The following is a 23,968-nucleotide window of genomic DNA, read 5'->3' on the forward strand; positions in this document are numbered from 1 at the left end:
CTTCGGTGTTTTTACCCTTTGACAGGGAGGGCGGCGGATTGCTATTCACCCGCTCCCGCCGATGCTGCCGTAGCTCAGTGGTAGAGCACTCCCTTGGTAAGGGAGAGGTCGAGAGTTCAATCCTCTCTGGCAGCACCATGGGGCCGTAGCTCAGCTGGGAGAGCGCCTCGTTCGCAATGAGGAGGTCAGGGGTTCGATCCCCCTCGGCTCCACCAACTTCTTCGGCGGTTGGTTTGGTGACTTGGTAAGTTAAGTTGGTAGGTTCGGTTTTTTCTTGGTTTTAGTGCTTGCTTCTGCGGTCTTTGTTCGATAGAAGATCGCTCACACGATGCGGGTGTAGCTCAGTTGGTTAGAGCGCCGGCCTGTCACGCCGGAGGCCGCGGGTTCAAGTCCCGTCACTCGCGCCATGTGCTTGGTACGTTGCTTGGTATGGTCCTGTAGCTCAGCGGGAGAGCACTACGTTGACATCGTAGGGGTCACAGGTTCAATCCCTGTCGGGACCACCATATTGGGGGATCGTCTAGCGGTAGGACAGCGGACTCTGACTCCGCCAGCCTAGGTTCGAATCCTAGTCCCCCAACCACTCTTCCTAAAAAATCTCCCTTCGAAATTCTTCATATCAGAGACATTCTCGGTCTCTGACTTTCCTCCGAGTGGAAAAATCGTTGTGGGTATGCGAACGTAACGCCGCCCACGACGGTGTGGCGCACGCATTGCTGCGTGCGGCGAATTTCGGGAGGATGCCTCAGCCAATGCCCAAGGAACGCGGTCTCAGAACGACGGTGGCGCTGACCAGTGCTGCGCTGGTGCTGGGCGTGTCCGTGGTGCTGGCCGGGCTGACCGGCATGCGCTCGCGTGAGCGGATCGAGACCGAGATCGGCCATTCCCTGTCCGAGGCGGCCGACCAGATGGCCGACAAGCTGGATCGGTCCATGTGGGCGCGCTCCAGCGAGGTCGCGATGCTGGCGAAGTTCGCGGTGGCGCCCGCGCTGGGCGACCCGGCGGCGATGCGCCGGCTGCTGGACGACTTCAAGGCGACCTTCCCGACCGTGTCCTGGATGGGCATCGTCGATCCCAAGGGTAAGGTGCTGGCGGCCACCGACGGCATTCTGGACGGGGCCGACATCTCCGCCCGCCCGGTCTACCGCAACGGCCTCGACGGGCTGTTCGTCGGCGACGTGCACGACGCCGTGCTGCTGGCCAAGCTGCTGCCGAATCCGAGCGGCGAGGCGATGAAGTTCGTGGACATCTCCACCCCGGTGCGCGACGCGCGGGGGCAGGTGGTCGCCGTGCTCGCCACGCATCTCAGCTGGGAATGGACGCGCGAGATGCGCCGCTCCCTGATGGCGACGATGCAGGACCGCAAGGGGCTGGAGCTGTTCATCGTGGCGGCGGACCGCACCGTGCTGCTCGGCCCGCAGGAGATGCTGGGCTCCAAGCTGGAGACCGAGGCTGTCCGGCGCGCCCAGCGCAAGGGCCACGGCTGGACGGTGGAGAGCTGGCCGGACGGCCGCGACTACCTGACCGGCTACGCCTTCGGCGACGGGCACATGAGCTACAAGGGGCTGGGCTGGAGCGTCATCGCCCGCCAGCCCGTCGACGTCGCCTATGCCCCGGCGACCGCCCAGGCGGTGGAAACGGCGGCGGCCGGCGGCGCCATGGTGCTGCTGTTCACCGCGCTGGCCTGGCTCGCCGCCGGGCGGGTCACCCGGCCGCTCAGCCGAATCGCCGAATCGGCGGAGCGCATCCGCGCCGGCGACCACACGGAAGGCATGCCGGTCATCCACGGCTCTCCCGAGATCACGTCGCTGTCCGAAACGCTGCGCGATCTGGTGGACGGGCTGATCCACCGCGACGCGGCGCTGGTGCGGCTGGAGGACATCGCCTACCAGGACCGCCTGACCGCGCTGCCGAACCGCCGCTATTTCGAGCAGTATGTGGAGGCCTCCACCTCCGGCAACGGATCGGCCGTCTTCCTCTACATCGACCTGGACGGCTTCAAGCCGATCAACGACCGGCTGGGGCACGACGTGGGCGACGTCGTGCTGCGTCAGGTCGGCGGGCGGCTGGCCTCCTGCTTCCGTGGCGACGACGTGGTGGCGCGGCTGGGCGGCGACGAGTTCGCGGCGGTGCTGCCCCTGCGCGCGGACGCGCAGCCCCCGGACCTGGACGAGCTGTCCGCGCGCATCATCGCCGCGGTGAACGAACCCGTCGTGGTGCGGGGCGAGGCGGTGCGGGTGGGCTGCTCCATCGGCATCGCCCAATGGCCGGAGGACGCCGGCGAGGTGGCGGACACCCTGCGCTTCGCCGACCAGGCGCTCTATCAGGCCAAGCGCGACGGCCGCAACCGCGCCGTCCGCTGGTCGCCCGATCTCGCCTCCACCGCCGGCGCCGCGTAGCCGCATCCGCTCCACCATGAGTGGAACCGCGTCCGGCACGGGGCTGGAAAGCGGTGGGTAAGGCGCTTGACCAATGGAGCCTCCGGCCCGTCTTGCCGTTTCATGTCCATGTGGGATCGAACGGATTCGGATCGAAAGGACCCGGATCCACTGGACAGGGCGGGAGGATGGCATGAGCCTCGACAGTAAGGGACAGCGCGCCCGGATGCTCCGTTTGCTTGCCGTGGTCGAGCATTACGAACGGAACAGCGCCGTCGGCGCGCAGCTCATGCGCGGCACCCGCTACGAACTGGCGGTCCAGGCGACGGACGTGAACGGCGACCGCTGCCTGTTCCCCGCCTGCGGCTGCTCCGGCGCCGACTGCGCGCGGCGTCCCCCCGCCGGTCCCCAGATCACCTGGGGCGGCCCCCGCAACGGCTGGCGCCTGCGCTGAGGCGACTCATCAATAGTGCGGGGGCGGGGGCTCGTCCTGCGGGGCACGGGGCGAGCCGGATTCCAGTTCGGCAACGCGGTCGCGAAGGCGGCGCAATTGCGCCGTCAGCAAGTCGATGGTCCGCCCCTGCTCGAACATCACCGAGGACAGTTCCTCGGCCATACGCTCGTGATGGGCAAGCCGCGATTCCAACTCGGTCAGGCGGCGTTCGGCGTCGTCGTCCATAATTGACCCTTGTGTGGTGATTCCTTTTTGCCGATGCAGCTTCTAAATTATTCCGCATCCGATTTCTTGCCCATTTTTGTTCCACAACCTCCCTCGCGCCCCAAGGTTACAGTCGGTGCAACGAACCGACAAAACGGCGAGGGAACCATGTTGGGACTTGGAACGAAGGTCCGCCATCAGGGGCGTGAGGCGATGGTGATCGCGCGGACGCTTGGCGGCAGCCGTTACTACGACCTGCGGCTCATCGACGGCACGATCGTGAAATACGCCGCCGAGGAGGATTGCGAGGTCATCGCCCCCGGCGGCAGCGGCTTTGCGCCGTCCCCCTCCGCATCCCGGTCCTTCCGGCCGCAACTGCCGAGCTGAAAAAGCGGGCGTTGCCCAAGCCGCGCCGTCCGCGCAATATCGCGCGATGGAACGGCTGGACGAAAACGAGCGCCCGAACCGGCGCTGGCGGGTGATAGAAGGTGGCGGCGGCGGTGGTGCGTCGGAGGAGACGGCCCGCCCCGTCCCGGAGGACTATGGCCTCACGCCCGCCGACCTCCGCATCTGGTACGCCCCCGGCCGGGTCGGGGCGCTGCTGGCGCTGGCCGCCACGGCCGGCATGGCCGCGCTGCAGGCCTATGACGGTGCCCGCGTCTCGGACCCCTGGCTTCTGGGGGCGTTGGGCGGCCTGCTGTACGGCGCGCTGATCGGCGGTTTCGCTGGGCTCGGCCTTCTCGTGCTGGTCCACTGGTGCGACCCCATGGTCGGCTGGGCGTGGCCGGTCTACGCGCGCCTGCGCCGCTACCGCGAGGCGCTCGCCGCCGCCCGCGCCGCCGAGCGGACGCAGGAGGGATCCTGACGTCAATCGTCTACCATTGGTAGAAGTTGTTGGTCCTATTCCTTTGGAACGATTGTGTTTCGGCCGGCGCCCCCAATCTGCTTAGAAGCAGACAGGAGGCACGCAGTGAACAGATTCGACGAGAAAGTCTATCGCGTTCCGAAGCGCAAGGACGGGCCGAGCCTCGCCGATCAGAAGGGGCAACTGGTCCGCCTGAAACAGGATCTGGAACAGTTCCGGGCAAGGCAGGCGGGCGCCGCGGTGGTGGGCACTCTTCAGGCGCGCATCCGCGAACTGGAAGCGTCGATTTCCCGTGCCGAAGCCGCGCGCATGATGGACCGCCAGTCCCGCCGCCCGGACAGCGATGACGCGACTACCGGTGATGCGGGCGGTGATGCGGGTGGCGATGCCTCCGCGGCGCCGGCCGGCGGGATGCGCGCCACCTCCAGCCGCTTCCCGCCGCGCGGCCGGCCGGGCCGCACTCTCTGAGTTGGGACATCTCGGGGAAAGGCGCGGGCTTTCGGGTCCGCGCCTCAGTGCCGCCCCCGGCAGTCGGCGAGGATGTTGCCGACCGTGACGCGCTCCCGCTCGTCCATGGTGAGCTGCCAGCGCGCCTTCACGGCGATCCAGTCGGCCACATAGGCGCAGATATACTCCTGCCGGGGTGGCAGCCAGTCCTCCGGCCCCTTGGAGCCTTTGGCGCGGTTGGCGGCGGCGGACACGGTGACCAGCGTCAGCGGGTCGCTCAGGTCGTTGGCGTAGGCGGCCCTCTTCTCGCGGGGCCAGTCGTAGCCGCCGCTGCCGTAGGCTTCCTCCAGCGGCACGCGGTGGTCGATGTCCACCTTGTGCGGATCGGTGAAGGTCTCGCCCGTGTAGGGGTCGTGCCAGACGCCCGCCAGGACGGAGCAGCCGTTGGCCGACAGGGTGACCGGCTCGGCGGAATCGCGGATCAGCGCCTGTTCGCGGGTGTTCAGGCATTTGCTGTCCAGCGTCAGCCAGTGCGGCCATTCCTCGCGCACATAGCCGCGCCGCACCTCCGGCTCCACCCGGATGCCGTCGAGCTGGGCCGCCACGGCGGCGTAGTCGATGGTCGCGTCCGGGGCGGGGCGGGGCGGGGGACGCTGCGCGGTGCGCTCCCGCTTGGGCGGTGTCTGCTCCCAGCCGATGAGGTGGGCCAGCGTTCCGCGCGGCAGCAGGTGGTACCGTTCGGCCATATAGACCCCGAACAGCACCAGCAGGACGGCGACCAGCCCGCCCAGCGTCAGCGGACGGCCGCGCCGGCCCCGCTGCGGCCCCGTGTTCCATCGCGCCATGCCCATCCCCTCCATCTTGGCCGGACGCATGTCTAAGGCGGTTCGGCACCCCTCTTCAACGATCCGGAAAAGAACGTGGCACGGGCGGGGTGTCTGGGGATCATTTGCCAGCGTCCGGTGGCCGTACGTCCAGGTGGGCAGACGGACATCCACTTCCCCCGAATTCCTCCCCGCCCGATACCCCGACCGACTCCGAAGGGTTCCCCCACCGGATTGCCGCAACCCGTCTTTCGCAACAGCGTTCTAAGGATCGACGTTTGTGCATAATGACCATGGCAGGTCGGAAAGCGGAGAATATATGTGAAATCCAAGGTTTCATGCCGCTCCGTCGCAACGCCTGCCCTGTAAGAGCCTTCGTCGCCTTTTCCGCCAACGCACGCCGGAAAGACCGCGCACATGGATATGAGGACTCTTATTGAGGCCGACGGCGACATCATTGACATCGAACTGGTACCAACGGACCGCATCGACAACCTCAAGGCGCTGTGGACGGAGCTTGAGTCCCGCGCCGACGGATCATTTTTCCTGTCCTGGCAATGGATCGGACACTGGCTGGACTCTCTTCCGCGCAAGACGCGCCCGCATCTGCTGATGGCGACCCGCCAGGGCCGGGTCGTCGGGCTTGCCCTGCTGTGCCCGCGCACGCTCTGGCGCTTCGGCCTGCTGCGCACGCGCTGCTGGCTGCTGCACGAGACCGGCGAGCGGATCTTCGACCGGCTGTTCGTCGAATACAATGGCATCCTCGCCGACCGGACCTGCGCGCCGGAGGTGCTGACCGCCTGTTTCGAATGGCTGGGCCGGCGGCTGACCAATTGGGACGAACTGGTGCTCGGCGGGCTGGAGCCGGCGGCGGAGGCCGCCGTCCGGCGCGTCGCGCAGCGGCTGGGCCACACGCTCCAGATCCGCGTCGCGGACAGCGCCCAGTGGGTGGACCTGGACGGCGTGCGGGAGCGGGGCCGGGATTACCTGTCCAGCCTCGGCAAGAACACCCGCGCAGCGGTGCGGCGGGCCATGCGCCTGTACGCCGAGCGGGGCCGGCTGGAATATCGCGTCGCCGGAACCGTGGAGGAGGCGCTGGCCGACTTCCGCGCCATGGAGGTGCTGCACCAGTCCACCTGGGTCGCGCGCGGGCAGTCCGGCGCCTTTGCCAACCCGGCCTTCCGGCCCTTCCACGAACGGATGATCGCCACCGGCGTGCCGACCGGGGCGGTGCGGCTGTGCCGGGTCTCCGTCGGCGGGCGGCCCATCGGGTTTCTCTACAACTTCGTCTATCGCGGGCGGGTGATGAACTACCAGGGCGGATTTTCCTACGAGGCGGACAAGCGGCTGAAGCCCGGTCTGGTCAGCCACGTCCTGGCCATCGAGGACACGCTTGTGCGTGGCGAGCGCTGCTACGACTTCATGTCCACGCCTGCCGGGCACAAGCCGCTGCTGTCCAACGCGGAGCAGCCGATGAACTGGATCGCGCTCGGCCCCGACCGGCTCACCCGGCAGATCGACGCCCGGCTGCGCCAGGCCAAGGCCGGGTTGATGGACCGGCTGAAGCGGCTGCCGCGCAGCCCGCTGGAGCCGATCAACCGCTGACCGTTCATACACATCTTATGGCCCAAGTCTTATGGCCCAAGCATTTTCGGCGGAGAGCGCCAACATGAAAGACGCGTTCGGCGCATCGGCCCTGGCCTGCGTCATGGGAGACCTGGACATGGTGCGGCCGCTGGGCATGGCGGGGGTGCGCTGCACCGTGGTGGCCTATCCCGGAAGCCCGGTCCTGCATTCCCGCTACGTCCAGGACGCGATCATCTGGGACGATGCGTCCCGCGACCCGGACGGTCTGGTGGACGCCCTGCTGCGCCACGCCGGCACCCAGGCGGAGCCGCCGGTCCTCTTCTTCCAGGACGACGCCCAGCTTCTTCTGGTGTCGCGCAACCGCGACCGTCTGGCGCCGGCCTTCCGCTTCGCGCTGGCCGACGCGGAGCTGGTGGAGGATCTGGTGGACAAGGGGCGGTTCCAGGCCCTGGCCGAACGGCTGGGCCTGCCCGTCCCGGCGACCCGGCGCTTCTCCCCGACGCGAGAGCCGGCGCCGGCCTCCATCGATCTGCGCTTCCCGGTGATCGTCAAACCGCTGACCCGCCGCAAGGCCTGGGACGAGGCGGAGGGCTTCGGCAAGGCCGTGCAGGTCGACTCACTGGACGAACTGCGCGCCCTCTGGCCGCGCCTCGCGGCGGTCGGACTGGACCTGCTGGTGCAGGAGATGATCCCCGGCCCGGAAACCCGGATCGAGAGCTATCACGTCTACGTCGATGACGCCGGCCGCGTTGCGGGGGAATTCACCGGGCGCAAGATCCGCACCTACCCGCTGGCCTATGGGCACAGCACCGCCCTGACGATCACCGACGAGCCGGACGTGGCCGCACTCGGCCGCAAGCTGGTGGAGCGGCTTGGGCTGCGCGGCCTCGCCAAGTTCGATTTCAAGCGCGCCCCGGACGGCGGGCTGCACCTGCTGGAGGTCAACCCGCGCTGCACCCTCTGGCACCATCTGGGGGCGGTGGCCGGGGTGAACCTGCCGGCACTCGTCTGCGCCGACGCGCTGGGCCTGCCGCGCCCCGCCATGGGCAAGGCGCGGGCCGGCGCCTGCTGGTGCCACGTCACCATGGACCGTCTGGCCGCCCGCGAAAGCGGGGTCTCCATGGCCTCCTGGCTGCCCTGGGTCCTGCGCTGCGAGGCGAAGTCCATCGCGCTCAGCGACCCGATGCCCTTCCTGAAGGGCACGCTGGGCCGATGTCTTCCCGCGGGCCGGCGGGCGCACACCACCCCCAACCACGACACCATGCTGAAGGCGAAGTGATGAAGATCGGCATCCTGTCGGACATCCACGCGAATCTGGAAGCGCTGCAAGCCGTCCTGGCCGACATGGCGGAGGCGGGCGTGGACCGCATCGTCTGCCTGGGCGACACGGTGGGCTACAACACCGACCCGGCGGAATGCGTCGCCCTGCTGCGCAAGGTTGGGGCGCTGTGCATCGCCGGCAACCACGACCGCGCCGTGACCCGGCAGATCACCACCAACGGATTCAGCGCCCGTGCCATCCGCGCGGTGTCGTGGACGCGCAAGCGCCTGCCGGCGGACGTGGTCGACTGGCTGGCCGGGCTGCCGCTGAAGGCCAATGTGGAGGACCATCTCGTCGTCGTGCACGGCGCGCTGCACCCAGAGACGGGCTGTGAACTCGTCCGGCTCGACAACGACGAGGCCCGCGTCCTGACCGCCAGGGCGCTGATGGCCCACCCCTCGGGCGCTCGGGTCTGCGCCTACGGCCACACCCACCGCCCGGTCATCCACGAATACCGCGACGGAGAACTGCGGGCGCATGAGGGTGACGAGGTGCGGCTGCGCGAGGGCTCCCACTACCTGATGAATCCCGGCACGGTGGGCGAGCCGCGCACGGCGGAGCGCCGGGCCACCTACATCGTCTTCGACACGGTGGAGCGCGTGGCGCGCTTCCGGCGCGTGGCCTACGACGATTCCATCCCCTTCGAGAAGACCCGGCGGGCCGGCATCAAGGCGCGCCGCCTGCTGTCCATCCCCGCCCCGATCCGCTCCCGGCTTCAGGAGGCGCTCCAGCGGATCGGCCTCTACGACATGGTGCGGCGGGTGCTGAATGCGTAATTCCCCTCTCCCCGCAGGGGAGACTACGGTATGCACATATTTCGCGCTTGCGGTAAATTACTGACGCTACTCGTTTTTTCGTCATCCCCGCGAAGGCGGGGATCCAGACGCCCGTCTGGGCGTCATATGAGTCGATCCTCGACTCATGTCGCCGCTGATTGCGGCTCTTGCTGGATTCCCGCCTTCGCGGGAATGACGGAAAAGCACAGGTGCATCAACACGATGCCACGCAAGCGAGATCCGTGCATATCGTAGCGCCCGAGAGAAGGAACAGGCGGTTTGCTCAGTGCACGGTCGCGAGCATCAGAAGCGACGCGGTCAGCGGCAGCAGCGCGAGCAGAAGCTTGAACATGGTTACGGTCCCTGGTTCCCATCAGGTGTCCCTGACGGGCGGGACCATAACCGTGCTGCGCGACAAATTCTGTGACAAAGGCCACAACCGTCGCGCATTCCGGCTATGCCGGGTAACGGTCCTTGTACTTCACGATGACGTACAGGGCATGGATGATGCCGGGAATGTAGCCGAGCAGGGTCAACAGGATGTTGATCCAGAATTGAGCGCCAAACCCCACCTGGAGGAAGACGCCGAGTGGCGGCAGAAGCAGCGCCAGGATGATGCGTATCAGGTCCATGCCCATAGAACACGCCGCACCGCCTCCGGTTCCCCCTTACCGGCGCGGTCCGAAGCGCCGCCTCGGCGCGCCCCGGAAGCCGGCCTTGGGCGGCGGGTCGCGGCGGGCCGGGCCGGCGGAGCGGGCGCCGCGCGTGGCGAGCAGTTCCGCCAGACGGCGGCTGACCTCGGTGCGGCGGGTGCGGACGGCTTCGCGCTCCGGGAACAGGGCGGGGAACTTGCGCGCCGCCCAGTAGTAGAGGTCGCAGGCGCGCGACAGCCCCTCCAGCGCCGCCCCGTCCAGCCCGTCGAGCCGCGCCGGGACGAAGCGCCCGATGGGCATCGCCTCCCGCGCCTCCACCGCGCCGATGATGGTGGCGAGGATGCGGGCCTCCGCCTCCTCGTCCAGGTCGGCGGGGGCGAGCAGCAGGTCCAGCTTGCCGGCCAGCGCGATCCGCCGCTCGTCCAGCATCACCGCCAGCCGCCGCATCGGCGACAGGTCGCCGACCCGGTAGGGCGATCCCGCCGTGCGCGCGTCGGCGAAGCAGTCCACCAGCAGGACGGTCTCCTCCGTTCCCAGGTAATCGGCCAGCCGGGCGAGCATGCCGCGCGTCGGCCGCACGGTCAGCGGGGCGGTGGGCAGGAGCCGCGCGTCCCCTTTCTCCAGAAGCTGGCGCAAGGCCTGCGGCGTGCCCCGGCCGACCACGCCGAACTCCCCGGATTCGTAATGGCCGAAGCGGCCGGCGCGGCCGGCGATCTGCTTCACCTCCGTCGCGGTCAGCGGGCGCACGCTGCTGCCGTCGAACTTCTCCAACGCGGTGAACAGCACGCGGCGGCAGGGCAGGTTGAGGCCCATGCCGATGGCGTCGGTCGCCACCACCACGTCCGCCTCGCCGGACAGGAAGCGCGCGGCCTCCCGCCGCCGCACCTCCGGGGCCAGGGCGCCGTAGACCGCCGCGACGGACAGACCCTTGGCCTTCAGCGTGTCGCGAACGCTGTGCACCTCGCGCCGGGAAAAGGCGATCAGGGCGTCGCCGGGCTCCACCTCCTCCCAGTTCAGGCGGCGGTCGAGCATGGTCAGCGGGACCTTGCGCTCCAGCTCCACCACCTCCAGCCGCTCGCCCAGATGCTCCGCTGCGCGTTCCACCATCGGACGGGCTTCGGGCGCGCCCAGGATGTAGACGGTCTCCGCCGGCGCGCCCATCAGCGCCGCCGTCCAGGCCCAGCCCCGGTCGGGGTCGGCAAGCATCTGGATCTCGTCGATCACCGCCACCTCCACCGGCCGGTCCGGGTCCATCATCTCGATGGTGGAGGCGGTGTGGCGCGCGCCGGGCTTCGGAATGGCCTCCTCCCCCGTCAGCAGGGACGTGGGCGTGCCTTCCGCGTTCAGCCGCTCCATCACCTCCAGCGCCAGCAGGCGCAGCGGGGCAAGGTAGACGCCGTCATAGGCGCCCTTCAGCGCCTCGATGGCGTGGTGCGTCTTGCCGGAGTTGGTGGGGCCGACCACCAGCACCAGCCGTCGCCCCAGCCCGCGCGCCACGGGGAACAGCCGCTCGAACCGGGCGAAGTCGAAATGCCGGTCCACATAGGCCCGCCCGCGCGCCTCCGCCCGCTCGCGCCGCCACGCGTCGAACTCCCGGTCCCAGCGGTCGAGCAACTCGTCCACGCCGTGCCGGTTGCGGGCGGCGCGGAACAGGCGGTCGGCGAGGCCGGCGAAGCCCCAGCCGTCCTCCGCCTCGCCCGCCTCCCCGGCATAGCGGCGCAGGCGGGCGGCGGTGCGGGACAGGGCGTCCTCCAGCGCGGCGGCCAGGGCCGGGTCGCCCTCCAGCCGGGCGGCCAGCTCCTCGTCGGTCAGGTCGGCCAGTTCCAGCACGTCCAGCGTGCGCGACACCTGAAGGCGCACCGGCGCCGGCAGGCCGGGCCAGGGCAGTTCGTCGGCACGGGTGGCGCGCACGCGGGTGCGGTCGTCGGCGGTGGTCAGGGCGGTGGACCGCCCCTCCAGCGCGCGGCGCCCCTGGGCCAGCAGGTCGTTGCGCCGCCGGGCGCGGTCGAGCTGCCCCTGGATCTCCAGCAGGATGGCCTCCCGCCGCTCCGCCGGGACGAGCAGGTCGCGCTTGCCCTTGGGCAGCGGCAGGCCGAGCGGGACGAGGCCCATCCGCTCCGCATGCTCAACCCGCGCCACGCCCACGGCGGCCGGGGTCACCACGTCCGGGTGCGCCGAGGCCAGTTCGTGAACCAGATGCGGGTCGGCGGCAGGACCTTCTTCGGAGAGGGACATTTCGGTTCCGTGCTTGAGGCTGGGCATGAGGCAAGTTTTTCGAAAAATCACACTGGCGGTCCGCGCCCATCCGTGTCATGAGCCAGACCCCGCCGGGCATCGCGCCCCGGCCAGGCATCAAGCCATGACCAGACATCCTCGCGCAAAGATTCTGAGACCCGATCTCGACCCGGCTGACCGCAAGGGGCAAGCCGGCGAGAACCGCTGCCGCTGCTGCGGCCGGCCGGGCGGCGCCGTCGTGCGCTGCCTGCCGGACGGGCGCTGGTACGACGCGGCCGACCAGACCTGGCGCGACGGGCGCGGGCGCCGGGCCGCTTGGCCCGACGTGGTGGAATACGCCCAGACGCGCGACCTGCGCGTGGTCGTCCGCCCGCTGCGCCCGTCCGGCAACCCGGACGCACGGCCGAAAAATCTTTGCCAGCGCTGCCACATGCAGGAGGAAGCGCTGCGCAACGCCATCCGCGCCCGCATCCGCGCGCGGATGCGCCGGGCGCTGGGCGACCTGTTCCTCGGCGACTACTCGTCCCCCGGCATCCTGGAGCGGGCGATGGCGCTGTACAAGCGCAAGCCGTAAGACCGTTCAGAAGGGATCCTGGGGCTCTCCGGGTGTCGGCGGCACGTCGGGAGGTTCGTCCGGCGGCGCGTCGGGGGGCAGGGGCATGGGGATCGGGACGTCGGGATCGGGGTTGGGCGGCGGGTAGGGGCTCATGCTCGGCCTTTCGCTGGCGGGGTGTTCGCCGTGACAACAGCGGTGCGGCGCGCCCGGCACCTGACCGAAATCAACGCACCGCCGCCTTTCCTGGGCAAGGATGCCCGCGAAAGGACCGCCGCCCATGCCCAAGAGCTTCATCGTCGCCCCGCTTCCCAAGACCCAGACCGACCAGGCGCTGCCAGTCGTGCAGGTGCTGCACCGGAACATGACGCTGGAGCAGTGGCGCGACGTGGCGGCCCCCTTCCTGGAGCCCGACCCGGAGCGTGGCGTGATGGCCTGCTCGATGAGCGACGGCCACATCCGCGGGCTGTTCTGCTGGGTGGTGCACCAGGATGGCGAGGCGCGGGTGCTGAACATCCCCACCTTCATCGCGGTCGGCCTGTTCGATGCCGCGGTGACCAGCGCCGCGCTGATCGAGGCCATTGACGGGCTTGCCCGCCAGTTGGGATGCCATGTGGTGGAGGTCGAGCGGCAGGGCTGCGTGGTCGCCGCGACCGCACCGGCGCAGGACACCGCCGGTCTGTTCGCCCGGCTGGGCTATCACGCCGACCGGGAACTGCTGGTCAAGGATATCGGGGCGGCGGCCGACTACCCCGTGGCGGGCGTGGCCTGAGGCCGGCCTTCACCAGCTCAGGAACAGGCCCACGTCGCCCGGCATGCCGCCGGGAAAGTCGAGGATCTGCGCGCGGATCTTGTAGCCCAGCGGGCGCAGCCGCGATTCGTAGGCATCGTACAGTTCGCGCGCGTAGCCGGTCAGGCTGTCGGGCCAATCGTCGGACAGGGTGTTGATGGCGCGGCCGCCGTCGCTGCACCAGTCGCTGGGAAAGCGCAGGGCCAGGATCTCGTGCTCACCGCGCTTGGCCGCCTCGCGGACAAGATGGTTGAACCGCTCCTCAGAGTGCGGGTCGAGGTGCCGGTGCAGGAAGGCCTCGTGCCGCTCCTTCAGCTCCTCGTCGTGCTTGAGGTCCAGCTCGTGGGCGTGGTGCAGGGCTTCCCGCTGCTGCTAGGTTATCTCGCGGAGGCTTTCCGGACGCAGCAGGTCGGCGGCCATTGGCGCTCTCCCCTGAAGGACAGGATGAACACCGTCAGTCCAGTGGCACGCCAGACGGATTCTTACGTTTGTAGAACGGAATGATCCGTCTAGTTCGGCTGAGCAGCAGACGATTTTTGGTAAAATTTACGTTGGTATTGCTCGATAATCTGCAACAATCCTACAGCCGCCGCGGCGCTAATTCAGACAGAACTGCAAGGTAGTCTACATTTGGCATCGCTTCTTGCAGGCGGACAAAATATCATAAAGTGGTCTGCAATTTGCGTCACCCTTGCATTGCCTATGACCCGCGCGGAATTCGTCATCGCATGCGGAGTTGCACATCCCCACATCTCTGCTGGGAGGCGGAGGTGCCATTTGGGGAACAGTCCTGCCAAGCATCTCGGCAGCTGCCCTCATCTGAATTTGGCCCCTAACAGATTCTAATTTCTTACGCTGAGGCTCAGAAAGGCCAGACAGGTCGGTCTGCATTACATAATTTTTGAGCTTGTTTCGGAGGTTTTGATCAATGGCCTTGGAAAGGTTTGGCATCCATCTCGTTTCCCAATCCGAAACATCAACCAATGTGCTGCCTTTATTCTTAATGAGATTTTCGTTAACCAATGCAACCACTTCCGCCGCTGTCTCATCGAACCACTGACCTAATTTTTCGCGAGACACCCCGATATCACCAACGACTTGATCGATTTCGCGCGCAAGCGCGGAGATGAATGCTGGCTTGGATTTTTCAAAATATCCTGTGAGCAAATCCTTTGCTTCTTTTTTGTCTTCTGCTGACGCCGATTCCAGAAAGCTGGTATTTCTGCCTAAGACTACGCCGCCGCCTTGCCAGAAAGAGGAGGAATGAGCCTCCTTGATATTGGCTAACGCAATGTTCATTGCGAAAAGTATAACGCACACAGCCGAAATTGCCCGCATGATGTTACGTTCCGATTGATGCGATCCATTCAGGGTAGTGTGAAGGGCACCATTCACTTCAGCAAGCACATTTTGTGGCAAAGCGGACTTGCAGCGGGACCCCTGGCTAGTGAGCCGAATCAGACGGATGGCATCGTTTGTACGTCCGTAGACCCGAGGCGTCCTGCGGACTACGGCAAGCTATATACACAACGGTCCGTTTGGATCGCACCACTAGGAACCCGGAAGGCTGTTGACGAGCCATTCTTTGCTGCAATGCGGCGGCCGATGGTCGCGCCGGCCCATCGTCGCGACGGGGCGTCAATGCCCAGAGCATCAATGCAGGACATTGCCAGCGACCCAGCGTTCGACGATCTGCTGGGCCTCCGGGGTGGGCAGTTCGGGGTGATGCCAGCGCAGGACGACCGTGGCGGCCTCCAGCGCGTGGCGGTTGGGCCGGCCGCAATCGACCAGTTCGCGGTAGGCGCGTTCCACGATGGGACGGCAGCCGCACACCGCCGCCTCGCAGGCGGCGAAGCGCGCGCCCGGATCCTGGCTCGCCCTGTTGTTCTCCGCCGACATCAGGCCGGCTCCGTTCCCTTGCGTTTGATGCGCCGCCCGAAAATTTCCAGGCGCTGACCGATCAGATCGAAGCCCAGGTCGCGGGCGATGCGGGCCACCGCCTCTTCCAGCTCGCCGTCCTGGAACTCCACCACCTCGCCCGATTCGATGTCGATCAGGTGATGGTGGTGGTCGCCCCGCGCCTCTTCATAGCGGGCGCGGCCGTCGCCGAAATCGTGGCGCTGGATGATCCCGATTTCCTCGAACAGCCGCATGGACCGGTAGACGGTCGCGAGGCTGATGCCCGCGTCGATTTCGGAGGCGCGGCGGTAGACCTCCTCCACGTCGGGATGGTCGGCGGATTCCGAAAGGACGCGCGCGATGATCCGGCGCTGGCCGGTCATCTTCAGCCCCCGCTCGGCGCACGCGCGTTCCAGCCGCGACGGCAGGGCTTCTTCGGGCGAAGTCACAGCCTGTTCCTTTCCGCTTCCATCCCAGGAACAAGGAAATGGCAAGCGCGGGGGACCGTGGCAACACCCGAAGAAGGGGACCCGAAGCAGCCGCTTACTTGAAGGACGGCTTCAGCAGCTCGACCTTCGACACCAGATCGCGCACCGCACCGGCCTCCAGCACGGGCTGCTGCGGCGGGACGGCGGTCGGGAAAGCCTGGGCGATGCGGTCCATGTCGGCCGACAGCGTCTTGAAGCCCTCGGCGTTCTTGGCGCCCAGGCCCTTGGCGTGGTGGGCGACGTAGGCCCGCGCCGCGGTGACGAAGCCGCGCCCGTCCTGATACTCCACGGCGTTGGTCAGCTTGCCGTCGACGAAGGCCTCCTTGTACTCCTCCGCCGCCTGCGACAGCACGCCCGGCGCCACGGTCATGACGAAGGACGGGGTCTTCTTGTCGGCGGAAACCAGGGCCTTGTTCAGCTTGGCGATGACGGTCTTCTGCTTGGCGAAGACGTCGGCGGCGGGCTTCTTCTGCTTCACCAGGCCGGCCAGGGCCTTCAGGTCACCCTCGAACTGGCCCAGCTTGCGCTTCGCCATCTCGTCCTTGATCAGGGCGTAGATTTCCTCGGTCGGGTGGAAATAGTGCGGGGCGGCATCGTCCAGGCGGCCGGCCTGATACAGCTCCTGCCCGACCATCAGGTGGCCCTTGATCATCAGAAGACGCCCGACCAGGGCTTCACCGGCGGGGTATTCGGTGAAGATGTCCTGCTCCTTCGCCTCGCCCTCTTCGCCGTGCTGGTGCGCTTCCTCGGCGACCTGGATGGGGGCCTGACGGCCATGCCCGTGCCCGCTTTGCCCATGCAGGTCCGCGGCGTGCGCGCCGGCGCCCAGCAGCGCGAAAGAGCCGATACCCATCCAAAGCGAGAGCGTCTTCGTGTTCATGCCGGGAGCCTTTGCAGTGTGGTGTTTCCGGTGGGGGCGGTGCCGCTATGCCCAAAGGCTATACTGAAAATGCGAAGCACTCGCAACACTGGATCCGCGAGTGGCTCCGGATTTTGTGAACCGGCGCGCGTGACCGGCGCTGCCGTCGCTCGCGTCATGCGCCGGAGAGCGTCCCGAGATAATCCTCGAACCGCTTTCCGGCCTCCGCCTTGAACCGCTGTCCTACGCGCTCGGCGGTGCGGATGCGATCGACGCGCAGGTTTCGGAAATCCTGCCGGGACTCGCACCAGACGGTCAGCAGCCAGACGGCGTCGAACACCGTCAGGCCCAGCGGGCGGGCGATGCGGCGGCTTTCGCCGCCATGCAGGTCCACATAGCGGATGTCGAGCAACGCACGCTCCCGGACCGCCTTCCGCAGGAAGCCGAGCCACGCGCCGGCCTTCTCCTGCTCGTCGGACCGGCGCGACACCGCCCTCAGCGGCAGGCGGCGGTAGGCGTCGCCGTCCTCGTCGTCCATGACGGCGCTGATCTTGTTGGAAACGCGCCGGGATGCCTCGGCCAAACCGCCGTCGCCGCGCGCGGCGATCAGGCGCATGCCCAGCATGATCGCGTCCAATTCGTCCGCGTCGAAGTGAAGCGGCGGAAGGAAATACCCCTTCTCGAACTGATAGCCGACGCCGGCTTCGCCCCGGATCGGCGCGCCCATCGCCTGAAGGGCCGCCATGTCGCGGTAGATGGTCCGGACGGACACGTTCAGGGCAAGGGCCAGCGTGTCGGCCGACACCGGTTGCGACCGGCCGCGCAGATGGTCCAGCAGGGCGAAGAGGCGCAAGGTTCGCATGGGTCCGTGCCGGACAAGCATCCTGACCGAAACTGTCAGGGGCATGATGGTACCCCGGGGGCTCCACCGCAACCACGAGTTCCAAGGAGGTTCCATGCCCATTCCATCCCCCTCGCTCCCCCTCGCCGCCGGAGAGGGTGTCGAGTTCGGCCGCTTCCGCCTGAAGCCGGGCGTCACGGAGGAGGCGATGCGCCAAGCCCACGCCGTGATGGTCGAGCGAACCCTGTCGAAGCAGCCGGGCTGGCGCGGCCAGCATCTCGTCAAGCTGGACGACGGGCTGTTCATCGACCTGGCCTTCGCCGACGCCCGCGCGACCGCCGAGGCGATCTGCGCCCGGTGGGTGGGCCAGCCCGATTGCGACGCCTTCCTGGCCCTGATCGAGCCGGACGGGATGAGCTTCGGTAGCATCTTGTAAGTTCGGGCGGAGGCTGGCCTTCTGTGCGTCCAAACGACGCATGGCATTACAGGACCCGTCTCCGTGACCCTCTCCCAATCCGCCGCAAACGCCGGCCCGGAAAAGCCGCCCGTCTCCTTCGCGCTGCTGCTGGCGGAGGTGACGAGCGTGCAGGCGCTCGCCACCCTGTCGGTGCTCACGCTGGCGACCGTGGCGCCCCTGGCTGCCGCGGCGCTCGGCGTGGGGGCGGAGGCGGTCGGCTACCAGATCAGCATCATCTACGGCGCCGCCGCGCTGGTGTCGGCCGTGGCCGGACTGGTGGTGCGGCGCTGGGGGGCGGGCACGGTGGGGATGGCGGCGATGCTGCTGGGCCTCGCCGGCTGCCTGGGGCTCGCCACCGGCCTGCTGACGGTCGTGGCGCTGGCGTCGGTGCTGATCGGCGTGGGCTACGGGCTGGTGAACCCGTCCTCCTCCCACCTGCTGAACCGCTACACCCCGCCGGCCCGGCGCAATCTGGTCTTCTCGCTGAAGCAGACGGGCGTGCCGCTGGCCGGCGTGCTGGCGGGGCTGCTGCTGCCGGGCGTCGGGCAGGTCGCGGGCTGGCGCGGGGCGGCGCTGCTGGTGGCCGCGCTGTTCGTGGTGATGCTGGCCGTCTTCGGGCCGGGGCGGCGCCTGTGGGACGACGACCGCAACCCCGGCCTTCCCCTGCGCGGCAACCTGATGGAGGGGCCGCGGCTGGTCTGGCGCGCGCCGGCGCTGCGCGGCTTCGCGCTGATGGGATTCTGCTTTTCGGCGATCCAGCTGTCGCTGATGGCCTTCACCGTGACCATGCTGGTCCACGACCTCGGCTGGTCCATCGTCGCGGCGGGCTTCGCCGTGTCGGTCGTGCAGGCGGCGGGGGCGGCGGGGCGCATCGGCTGGGGGCTGCTGGCCGACCGGCTGCGCTCCGGCGTGGCGGTGCTGGCCGGCATCGGGCTGTTGTCGACGGCGGCGGCCTTCGTCACGGCGCTGCTGGGGCCGGAATGGCCGACCTGGGCGGTCGTCGCCGTGCTGGCCGTGTTCGGGAGCGCCGCGATCGGCTGGAACGGCGTCTTCCTGGCGGAGGTGGCGCGGGTCGCACCGCCGGGCACGGCCAGCACGGCGACGGGCGGGGCGATGATGCTGACCTTCGCCGGCGTGGTCGTCGGGCCGGCGCTGTTCGCCACGCTGTTCACCGCGACCGGCCACTACGGCGTGACCTTCGCCGCGATGGCGGTTTTCCCGGTGGCCGGAGCCATCGCCGTGCTGCGCGCCGCGCGCGATCGAAGGAGGTAGCACGTCGGCGCGGGATCGTCCGTGCGCCCGGGACTGTTACGGTTTTATGAAGCCGTCATCGTGAACCCGGGAGAGCCGCCATCGCGCCCACCGCCCTGTCCCCCACGCTGGTCCTGATCGACATCCTCGGCGCCGTGGCGCTGCTTTTGTGGGGCTTGCGCCTTGTGCGCACCGGCGTGTTCCGATGCGGGGGCGCGGCGCTGCGGCGCTGGGTGGGGCAGGGGACGCGCAACCGCGTGGCCGCCTTCGCCGCCGGCATGGCCGCCACCATCGCCCTACAGAGCAGCACCGCGACCGCCCTGATGACCGCCGCGATGGTTGGGCAGGGCTACATCGCGTCGGCCATGGCGCTGGCCGTCATGCTGGGCGCCGACGTCGGGACGAGCCTCGTGGCGCGGCTGCTGGCCGCCGACGTGCATTGGCTGTCGCCGAGCCTCCTCCTGCTGGGCGGCGCGCTGCACGCGCTGGGCGGGGAGCACCGCAACCGGCGGGCGCTGGGGCGTATCCTGGTGGGCGTCGGGCTGATGCTGCTGGCCCTGCGCCTGCTGGGGACGGCGACCGCACCGGTGCGGGAATCGGGGCTGGTGCAGGCGATGCTGGCCGCGCTGGGCGGGGAGCCGCTGTTCGCGCTGGTGGTCGCGGCGCTGCTGACGGCGGCGGTCCACTCCAGCCTCGCCACGGTGCTGCTGATCGGCTCGCTGGCCGGGGCGCGCGTGGTCGATCCGGAGCTTGCGGTGGCGCTGGTGCTGGGCGCCAACCTCGGAGGCGCCGTGCCGGCCGTGCTGGCGACGCTCCGCGACACGGCGGCGGCGCGGCGTGTGCCGGTCGGCAACCTGCTGGCGCGGGCGGCCGGCGCGCTGCTGGCGCTGCCGCTGATCCCGCTGGCGGTCGAGGCGCTGAGCGGCATGGCGCCCTTCACCGCTGTTGTGACTGCCCATGTCGGCTTCAACCTGGCGCTGGCGCTGCTCTTTCTGCCGCTGGTCGGCCCGCTGGCCGGGATCGCCGAGCGCCTGATTCCCGCCGACGAGAGCGCGGAGGACGCCGCGCGTCCGCGCCATCTTGACGAATCGGCGCTTGAGACACCCTCCGTCGCCATCGCCGCGGCGTTGCGCGAAACCTTGCGGCTGGGCGACCTCGTGGAGGACATGCTGTGCCGCAGCCTGGAGGCGCTGCGCCACGACGACGAGCGCGCCATCGCCGGGATCAGCCGCACCGACGATCAGGTCGACCGCCTGCACACCGCGATCAAGCTGTACCTCGCCAAGCTCGGCCGAGGCCCGCTGGACGAGGCGGAATCGCGGCGCGTCAACGACATCATGGCCTTCGCCATCAACCTGGAACACGTCGGCGACATCATCGACAAGAGCCTGCTGGACCGGGCCGCCAAGCGCGCCCGCCACGGCCTGCACTTCGCCGCCGAGGACTTCCGGGAGGTGGAGGAGCTGCACCGCCGCACCGTGGAGAACCTGCGCACCGCGCTCGGCACCTTCATCGCGGAGGACCGGCGGCTGGCCCGGCAGCTGATCGCCGGGAAGGACGCGGTGCGGGCGCTGGAACGCGCGGCGACGGTCCACCACCTCGACCGCGTGCGCCGGGGTGACGCCGACAGCATCGAGACGAGCGCGCTCGTCCTCGACATCCTGCGCGACCTGAAGCGCATCAACGCCCACGTCGCGGCCGTTGCCCACCCGATCCTCGATCAGGTGGGCGAACTGCGGGAAAGCCGCCTGAAGGTCGTCGGGCTGCCCCGTCTGGAGCAGCGGGACGTCTGAGGGGGATGTTTGAAGGTGCGCGGGGGCCGCCTTTACGGCATCTCCCCCGTCAGGGTCGCGCCCAGCCCTTGCAGCAGGCCGACGCGGCAGCTTTCGCCGAAGGCGGTGCGCAGGCGGGAGGGGTCGCCGATGGACACGCGGATGTCGCCCGCCCGCGCCGGCCGGTGATGGCGGCGCACCCGGCTGCCGCACAGCTCCTGCAGCACGTCCAGCAGCATCAGCAGCGAGGTCGGGCGGCCGGTGCACAGGTTGAACACCTCCGCCCCCTGGGGCTGCCGCTCCATGGCGCGGGCGAGATAGCGCACCACGTCGCCGACGAAGACGAAGTCGCGCACCTGCAGGCCGTCGCCGTGGATGTCCACGTCCTCGCCCCGCGACACCCGGCGGGCGAAGATGGAGATCACGCCGGAATAGGGCGAGTTCGGATCCTGGCGCGGGCCGTAGACGTTGAAGAAGCGGAAGCCCACCGTGGGCACCCCGTGGATTTCCCAGGCCACCCGCGCGTGCAGCTCGCAGCCCAGCTTGTCGGCGCCGTAGGCGGACAGCGGGCGGGTGGCGGCGTCCTCGCGCAGCGGGGTGGCCGTGTTGTCGCCGTACACCGCCGCCGAGGATGCGTAGACCACCGGCACCGGGTCTCCGTTGCGGGCGGTGCGCGCCGCCTCGAACACGGTGATGGTGCCGGACAGGTTGGTTCGGTGCGTTTCCGCCCACAGCTCCCGCGAGCGCTGGACGGACGCGACGGCCGCCAGATGGAAGACGCCGTCCACCCCCTCCATGGCGTGGCGCACGGCCTCCGGATCGGCCACGTCGCCGACGACGAGGCGCGCGAGGGTCGGTTTGTTCTCCAGCTTCCCGGTGGACAGGTCGTCGAGAATGGTGACCCGGTGCCCGTCGGCGATCAGCCGGTCGGCCAGATGCGACCCGATGAAGCCGCAGCCACCGGTCACGAGATAATGGGCCATGCGTCGTCCTTTCCGGATGTCCCCGCCTTGTGCCTGAAATGTTGACGATGGTATGCCGCCCGAACAGACCATCTTCGGGATAAGGCGGGGCGCAGCGGGTGACGGTGCATCGCCGGACGGGCGACCTCCGCCCGATTCGGGCTTATGGGAAGGGACGGGCGCGCCGGTCAGGCGGGACCGCTTGTTCAACAGGCTTATCCACGGCCTTATGCACCGTTCTGTGGATAAGTTCGGTCAAGGCCGCCGAGGGGGCGGGGCGCCTTGCCGGTATCCGGGATTTTTGGTAAACGAATCCCATGGTCGAAACCCGACGCACGGGCGAACGCTCGAACGAACCGATCCGCTCCGATCCCGGCGGTGGGCGCGTTGCGCCGCCGGGTCCCGTGGGCGTGCGCAATCGGGCCGACGCCGTCGGCAGCGGCGGGCGCCAGCGCATCCCGTCCGTTCGCGAACTGGCGAGCCTGCTCGTCAACGGAATCCTGACCCTTCCGCGCAATTACCGCCGTGGCATGTACCTGGACGTTCAGGTCTAGGCGGCGGGTCCGGGGCACTGTCCCTTTCGAAAGAAGAGCGCGAACCTCCGGAAGGACACTTGCTCCCGGCCTCCTCCGGTGCGAAGCTTTGGTGCCATACGGGAGTATTCCTACGCATACCACGCGGTAGGATCGCCATGAGATTGAACCGGCGATTTGCGTTGCGGCTGCAGGATATCCTCAGCCGTGTACGGGAGCAGCGCGCTGCTTTCCTGCTCGACGTTTTTCAGGACAACATCGCTGTCTTGGACACGGCGGGCACGATCATTCGTGTGAACCGTTCCTGGCGGGACTTCGCCCGCGACAACGCCCTTTCCGACGCCGACGCCGCGGTGGGCGAGAACTACCTGGCGGTGTGCGACCGCTCCGCCGTGGCGGGGGACGCGGTGGCCGCGGAGGCCGCCGCCGGCATCCGGGCGGTCATGGTTGGCGAGCGGAGCGCCTTCCACATGACCTACCCCTGCCACGCCTGCCAGGAACGGCGCTGGTACAACCTGTATGTGTCGGCGGTAAAGGGACCCGGGCGGGCGCGGGTGATCGTCCGGCACGCCGACACCACGGACCTCGTCCTCGCCGCGGCCGAGCAGGAGCGGGCGCGCGCCGCCGCCGAAACGGCGGAGGACGCCAGCGCCGCCAAGTCGCGCTTCCTCGCCATGGCCAGCCACGACCTCCGCCAGCCGATGATGGCGCTGCGCCTGTTCCTGGAGGTGTTGAACCACCGCGTCGGCGACCCGGCCCTGCGGCCGGTGCTGGACAGGGCGAACGAGACTCTGTCCGCCCTGACCGACCTGTTCGAATCGCTGCTCGACCTTTCCCAGTTGGAGACGGGAAGGCGCGCCGTGCAGGCGATGCCGATCCCGGTGGCCGAACTGATGGACCGGTTGAGCGACGAGTTCGGGATCCTGGCCCAACAGAAGGGCCTGTCCTTCCGCACCGCGCCCTGCCGGCAGGTGGTGTACGGCGACCCGATGCTGGTGGAGCGCATCCTGCGCAACTTCATCGCGAACGCCATCCGCTACACCGAACATGGCGGGCTGCTGGTCGGCTGCCGCCGCGTCGGCCAGCGGCTGCGGATCGACGTGATCGACACCGGCGTCGGCATCGCGCCGGAGCAGACATCGCTGATCTTCCAGGAATCCTACCGGGTAACCGGGGCCGCGCATGGCGCGGACCATGGCTCCGGTACCGCGCATGGCGCGGACCATGGCTATGGCCTGGGGCTCGCCATCGTGCAGCGGGCCGCGAACATGATGCAGGTTCCGGTCGAGGTCTCCTCGCTTCCGGGGAAGGGGTCGCGCTTTTCCATCCTGCTGCCGATCGTCGGCGGTGTGGAGGCGCACCCCCGGCGGTCCGCCGTCGCCAAGCCCCGCGACGACGGCGACCGGCGGTGCCTCGCCGTGCTGGTGGAGGACGACCCTATGGTGGCGCTGGCCGTCCGCCTGTTCCTGGAGGATTTCGGCTGCTCCGTCCTGGCCGCCGCCGATACCGGGGAGGCGTTGCGGCTGGTCGACGCGTCGCCCCGGTGTCCCGACGTGATCATCGCCAACTACCGCCTCGGCGTGGGCGGCAACGGCATCGAGGCCATCGCCCGGCTGCGCGGGCTCCTTCGGACCGAGATACCGGCCTGGCTCATCACCGGCGACGTGTCCAGCGAGCTGTACCGTCTGGCCCGCACGCACCGGGTCGGCTATCTGCGCAAGCCCGTCCGTCCGGAGGAGATCCAGGCCTGCATCCTGTCCTGCCGGCGTGACGAAGGGGCTGCCCGGCCGGCGGAGCCGCGGCAGTTGCGGTGACGAAC

The 23,968-nt window shown here is 68.8% G+C and carries 27 protein-coding genes and 5 tRNA genes; 21 read left to right on the plus strand and 11 right to left on the minus strand.

The window, feature by feature from the left end; translation table 11 throughout:
• The first annotated feature begins 63 nt into the window (after positions 1-63).
• The 7 genes from ACSVC7_RS19850 to ACSVC7_RS19880 all read left to right on the plus strand — a co-directional run bounded on the left by ACSVC7_RS19850 (position 64) and on the right by ACSVC7_RS19880 (position 2,832).
• A tRNA-Thr gene (locus ACSVC7_RS19850) sits at positions 64-138 on the plus strand.
• Position 139: 1 nt separating this feature from the next.
• Positions 140-215, plus strand: a tRNA-Ala gene (locus ACSVC7_RS19855).
• A gap of 115 nt (positions 216-330) precedes the next feature.
• A tRNA-Asp gene (locus tag ACSVC7_RS19860) sits at positions 331-407 on the plus strand.
• Positions 408-431: 24 nt separating this feature from the next.
• Positions 432-506: transfer RNA gene (locus ACSVC7_RS19865), tRNA-Val, on the plus strand.
• A gap of 3 nt (positions 507-509) precedes the next feature.
• Positions 510-583: transfer RNA gene (locus ACSVC7_RS19870), tRNA-Gln, on the plus strand.
• A 169-nt stretch (positions 584-752) separates the two neighbouring features.
• Positions 753-2,399: a sensor domain-containing diguanylate cyclase gene (locus ACSVC7_RS19875; protein WP_448206175.1), complete on the plus strand. Its 1,647-nt coding sequence runs from the start codon at positions 753-755 to the stop codon at positions 2,397-2,399.
• Between the two features lie 172 nt (positions 2,400-2,571).
• Positions 2,572-2,832: a hypothetical protein gene (locus ACSVC7_RS19880; protein ID WP_448206174.1), complete on the plus strand. Its 261-nt coding sequence runs from the start codon at positions 2,572-2,574 to the stop codon at positions 2,830-2,832.
• Between the two features lie 9 nt (positions 2,833-2,841).
• Here the strand turns inward: ACSVC7_RS19880 and ACSVC7_RS19885 are convergent, their stop codons facing one another.
• The gene (locus ACSVC7_RS19885; RefSeq protein ID WP_448206173.1) at positions 2,842-3,057 is read right to left on the minus strand and encodes a SlyX family protein; all 216 of its coding nucleotides are present in this window, start codon (positions 3,055-3,057) and stop codon (positions 2,842-2,844) included.
• A 147-nt stretch (positions 3,058-3,204) separates the two neighbouring features.
• On the opposite strand from ACSVC7_RS19885, the gene ACSVC7_RS19890 reads away from it, so the two are divergent.
• From ACSVC7_RS19890 to ACSVC7_RS19900, 3 genes are all read left to right on the plus strand, one after another.
• Positions 3,205-3,423: a hypothetical protein gene (locus ACSVC7_RS19890; RefSeq protein WP_448206172.1), complete on the plus strand. Its 219-nt coding sequence runs from the start codon at positions 3,205-3,207 to the stop codon at positions 3,421-3,423.
• A gap of 46 nt (positions 3,424-3,469) precedes the next feature.
• Positions 3,470-3,901, plus strand: coding sequence for a hypothetical protein (locus tag ACSVC7_RS19895; RefSeq protein WP_448206171.1), 432 nt, complete (start codon positions 3,470-3,472; stop codon positions 3,899-3,901).
• A gap of 105 nt (positions 3,902-4,006) precedes the next feature.
• Entirely contained in the window at positions 4,007-4,369 is a 363-nt protein-coding gene (locus ACSVC7_RS19900; RefSeq protein WP_448206170.1) for a Gas vesicle protein V, read from the plus strand.
• Between the two features lie 44 nt (positions 4,370-4,413).
• Here the strand turns inward: ACSVC7_RS19900 and ACSVC7_RS19905 are convergent, their stop codons facing one another.
• The gene (locus ACSVC7_RS19905) at positions 4,414-5,193 is read right to left on the minus strand and encodes an HNH endonuclease family protein (protein WP_448206169.1); all 780 of its coding nucleotides are present in this window, start codon (positions 5,191-5,193) and stop codon (positions 4,414-4,416) included.
• Between the two features lie 402 nt (positions 5,194-5,595).
• On the opposite strand from ACSVC7_RS19905, the gene ACSVC7_RS19910 reads away from it, so the two are divergent.
• The 3 genes from ACSVC7_RS19910 (at position 5,596) to ACSVC7_RS19920 (ending at position 8,856) form a co-directional block, all read left to right on the plus strand.
• A complete protein-coding gene (locus ACSVC7_RS19910; RefSeq protein ID WP_448206168.1) occupies positions 5,596-6,777 on the plus strand; it encodes a GNAT family N-acetyltransferase in 1,182 nt (393 codons plus the stop codon).
• Between the two features lie 64 nt (positions 6,778-6,841).
• Entirely contained in the window at positions 6,842-8,038 is a 1,197-nt protein-coding gene (locus ACSVC7_RS19915; protein WP_448206167.1) for a carboxylate--amine ligase, read from the plus strand.
• On the plus strand, positions 8,038-8,856 hold the full coding sequence (locus ACSVC7_RS19920; protein WP_448206166.1) for a metallophosphoesterase family protein: 819 nt from the start codon (positions 8,038-8,040) through the stop codon (positions 8,854-8,856). Before ACSVC7_RS19915 ends, ACSVC7_RS19920 begins: the two co-directional genes overlap by 1 nt.
• A 455-nt stretch (positions 8,857-9,311) precedes the next feature.
• On the opposite strand, the gene ACSVC7_RS19925 is transcribed toward ACSVC7_RS19920, so the two are convergent.
• Positions 9,312-9,488, minus strand: coding sequence for a YqaE/Pmp3 family membrane protein (locus tag ACSVC7_RS19925; protein WP_448206165.1), 177 nt, complete (start codon positions 9,486-9,488; stop codon positions 9,312-9,314).
• Positions 9,489-9,524: 36 nt separating this feature from the next.
• Complete coding sequence (locus ACSVC7_RS19930; protein ID WP_448206164.1) at positions 9,525-11,744, minus strand: helicase-related protein; 2,220 nt, start codon at positions 11,742-11,744, stop codon at positions 9,525-9,527.
• Between the two features lie 124 nt (positions 11,745-11,868).
• On the opposite strand from ACSVC7_RS19930, the gene ACSVC7_RS19935 reads away from it, so the two are divergent.
• On the plus strand, positions 11,869-12,318 hold the full coding sequence (locus ACSVC7_RS19935; protein ID WP_448206163.1) for a hypothetical protein: 450 nt from the start codon (positions 11,869-11,871) through the stop codon (positions 12,316-12,318).
• A gap of 6 nt (positions 12,319-12,324) precedes the next feature.
• Here ACSVC7_RS19935 and ACSVC7_RS19940 read toward each other — a convergent pair whose 3' ends face one another.
• Entirely contained in the window at positions 12,325-12,453 is a 129-nt protein-coding gene (locus ACSVC7_RS19940) for a hypothetical protein (protein ID WP_448206162.1), read from the minus strand.
• 124 nt (positions 12,454-12,577) lie between these two features.
• On the opposite strand from ACSVC7_RS19940, the gene ACSVC7_RS19945 reads away from it, so the two are divergent.
• Entirely contained in the window at positions 12,578-13,069 is a 492-nt protein-coding gene (locus tag ACSVC7_RS19945; RefSeq protein WP_448206161.1) for a hypothetical protein, read from the plus strand.
• A gap of 231 nt (positions 13,070-13,300) precedes the next feature.
• Entirely contained in the window at positions 13,301-13,591 is a 291-nt protein-coding gene (locus ACSVC7_RS19950; RefSeq protein ID WP_448206160.1) for a hypothetical protein, read from the plus strand.
• A gap of 120 nt (positions 13,592-13,711) precedes the next feature.
• On the opposite strand, the gene ACSVC7_RS19955 is transcribed toward ACSVC7_RS19950, so the two are convergent.
• The 5 genes from ACSVC7_RS19955 to ACSVC7_RS19975 form a co-directional block, all read right to left on the minus strand.
• On the minus strand, positions 13,712-14,425 hold the full coding sequence (locus ACSVC7_RS19955; protein WP_448206159.1) for a hypothetical protein: 714 nt from the start codon (positions 14,423-14,425) through the stop codon (positions 13,712-13,714).
• Positions 14,426-14,740: 315 nt separating this feature from the next.
• On the minus strand, positions 14,741-14,986 hold the full coding sequence (locus ACSVC7_RS19960; protein ID WP_448206158.1) for a hypothetical protein: 246 nt from the start codon (positions 14,984-14,986) through the stop codon (positions 14,741-14,743).
• A complete protein-coding gene (locus ACSVC7_RS19965) occupies positions 14,986-15,414 on the minus strand; it encodes a Fur family transcriptional regulator (protein WP_448206193.1) in 429 nt (142 codons plus the stop codon). The genes ACSVC7_RS19960 and ACSVC7_RS19965 overlap by 1 nt, the downstream gene beginning before the upstream one ends.
• Before the next feature lie 115 nt (positions 15,415-15,529).
• Positions 15,530-16,354 (minus strand): 4-helix bundle domain-containing protein, encoded by an 825-nt coding sequence (locus tag ACSVC7_RS19970; RefSeq protein WP_448206157.1) that lies wholly within the window; start codon positions 16,352-16,354, stop codon positions 15,530-15,532.
• A 154-nt stretch (positions 16,355-16,508) separates the two neighbouring features.
• On the minus strand, positions 16,509-17,195 hold the full coding sequence (locus tag ACSVC7_RS19975; protein WP_448206156.1) for a helix-turn-helix transcriptional regulator: 687 nt from the start codon (positions 17,193-17,195) through the stop codon (positions 16,509-16,511).
• A gap of 94 nt (positions 17,196-17,289) precedes the next feature.
• Here ACSVC7_RS19975 and ACSVC7_RS19980 point away from each other — a divergent pair, with 94 nt between their 5' ends.
• The 3 genes from ACSVC7_RS19980 to ACSVC7_RS19990 all read left to right on the plus strand — a co-directional run bounded on the left by ACSVC7_RS19980 (position 17,290) and on the right by ACSVC7_RS19990 (position 20,675).
• Complete coding sequence (locus ACSVC7_RS19980; RefSeq protein ID WP_448206155.1) at positions 17,290-17,610, plus strand: hypothetical protein; 321 nt, start codon at positions 17,290-17,292, stop codon at positions 17,608-17,610.
• A 63-nt stretch (positions 17,611-17,673) separates the two neighbouring features.
• Positions 17,674-18,903 (plus strand): MFS transporter, encoded by a 1,230-nt coding sequence (locus ACSVC7_RS19985; RefSeq protein WP_448206154.1) that lies wholly within the window; start codon positions 17,674-17,676, stop codon positions 18,901-18,903.
• A 134-nt stretch (positions 18,904-19,037) separates the two neighbouring features.
• Positions 19,038-20,675 carry a Na/Pi cotransporter family protein gene (locus tag ACSVC7_RS19990; RefSeq protein WP_448206153.1) on the plus strand — a complete coding sequence of 546 codons (1,638 nt, stop codon included), beginning with the start codon at positions 19,038-19,040 and terminating at the stop codon, positions 20,673-20,675.
• 32 nt (positions 20,676-20,707) lie between these two features.
• Here ACSVC7_RS19990 and ACSVC7_RS19995 read toward each other — a convergent pair whose 3' ends face one another.
• Positions 20,708-21,637: an NAD-dependent epimerase/dehydratase family protein gene (locus tag ACSVC7_RS19995; protein ID WP_448206152.1), complete on the minus strand. Its 930-nt coding sequence runs from the start codon at positions 21,635-21,637 to the stop codon at positions 20,708-20,710.
• A gap of 296 nt (positions 21,638-21,933) precedes the next feature.
• On the opposite strand from ACSVC7_RS19995, the gene ACSVC7_RS20000 reads away from it, so the two are divergent.
• Together ACSVC7_RS20000 and ACSVC7_RS20005 are read left to right on the plus strand one after the other, a co-directional pair.
• Positions 21,934-22,170, plus strand: coding sequence for a hypothetical protein (locus ACSVC7_RS20000; protein WP_448206151.1), 237 nt, complete (start codon positions 21,934-21,936; stop codon positions 22,168-22,170).
• A gap of 137 nt (positions 22,171-22,307) precedes the next feature.
• A complete protein-coding gene (locus tag ACSVC7_RS20005; protein WP_448206150.1) occupies positions 22,308-23,963 on the plus strand; it encodes an ATP-binding response regulator in 1,656 nt (551 codons plus the stop codon).
• Positions 23,964-23,968 lie beyond the last annotated feature (5 nt).

The organism is Azospirillum mesophilum, assembly GCF_053470405.2.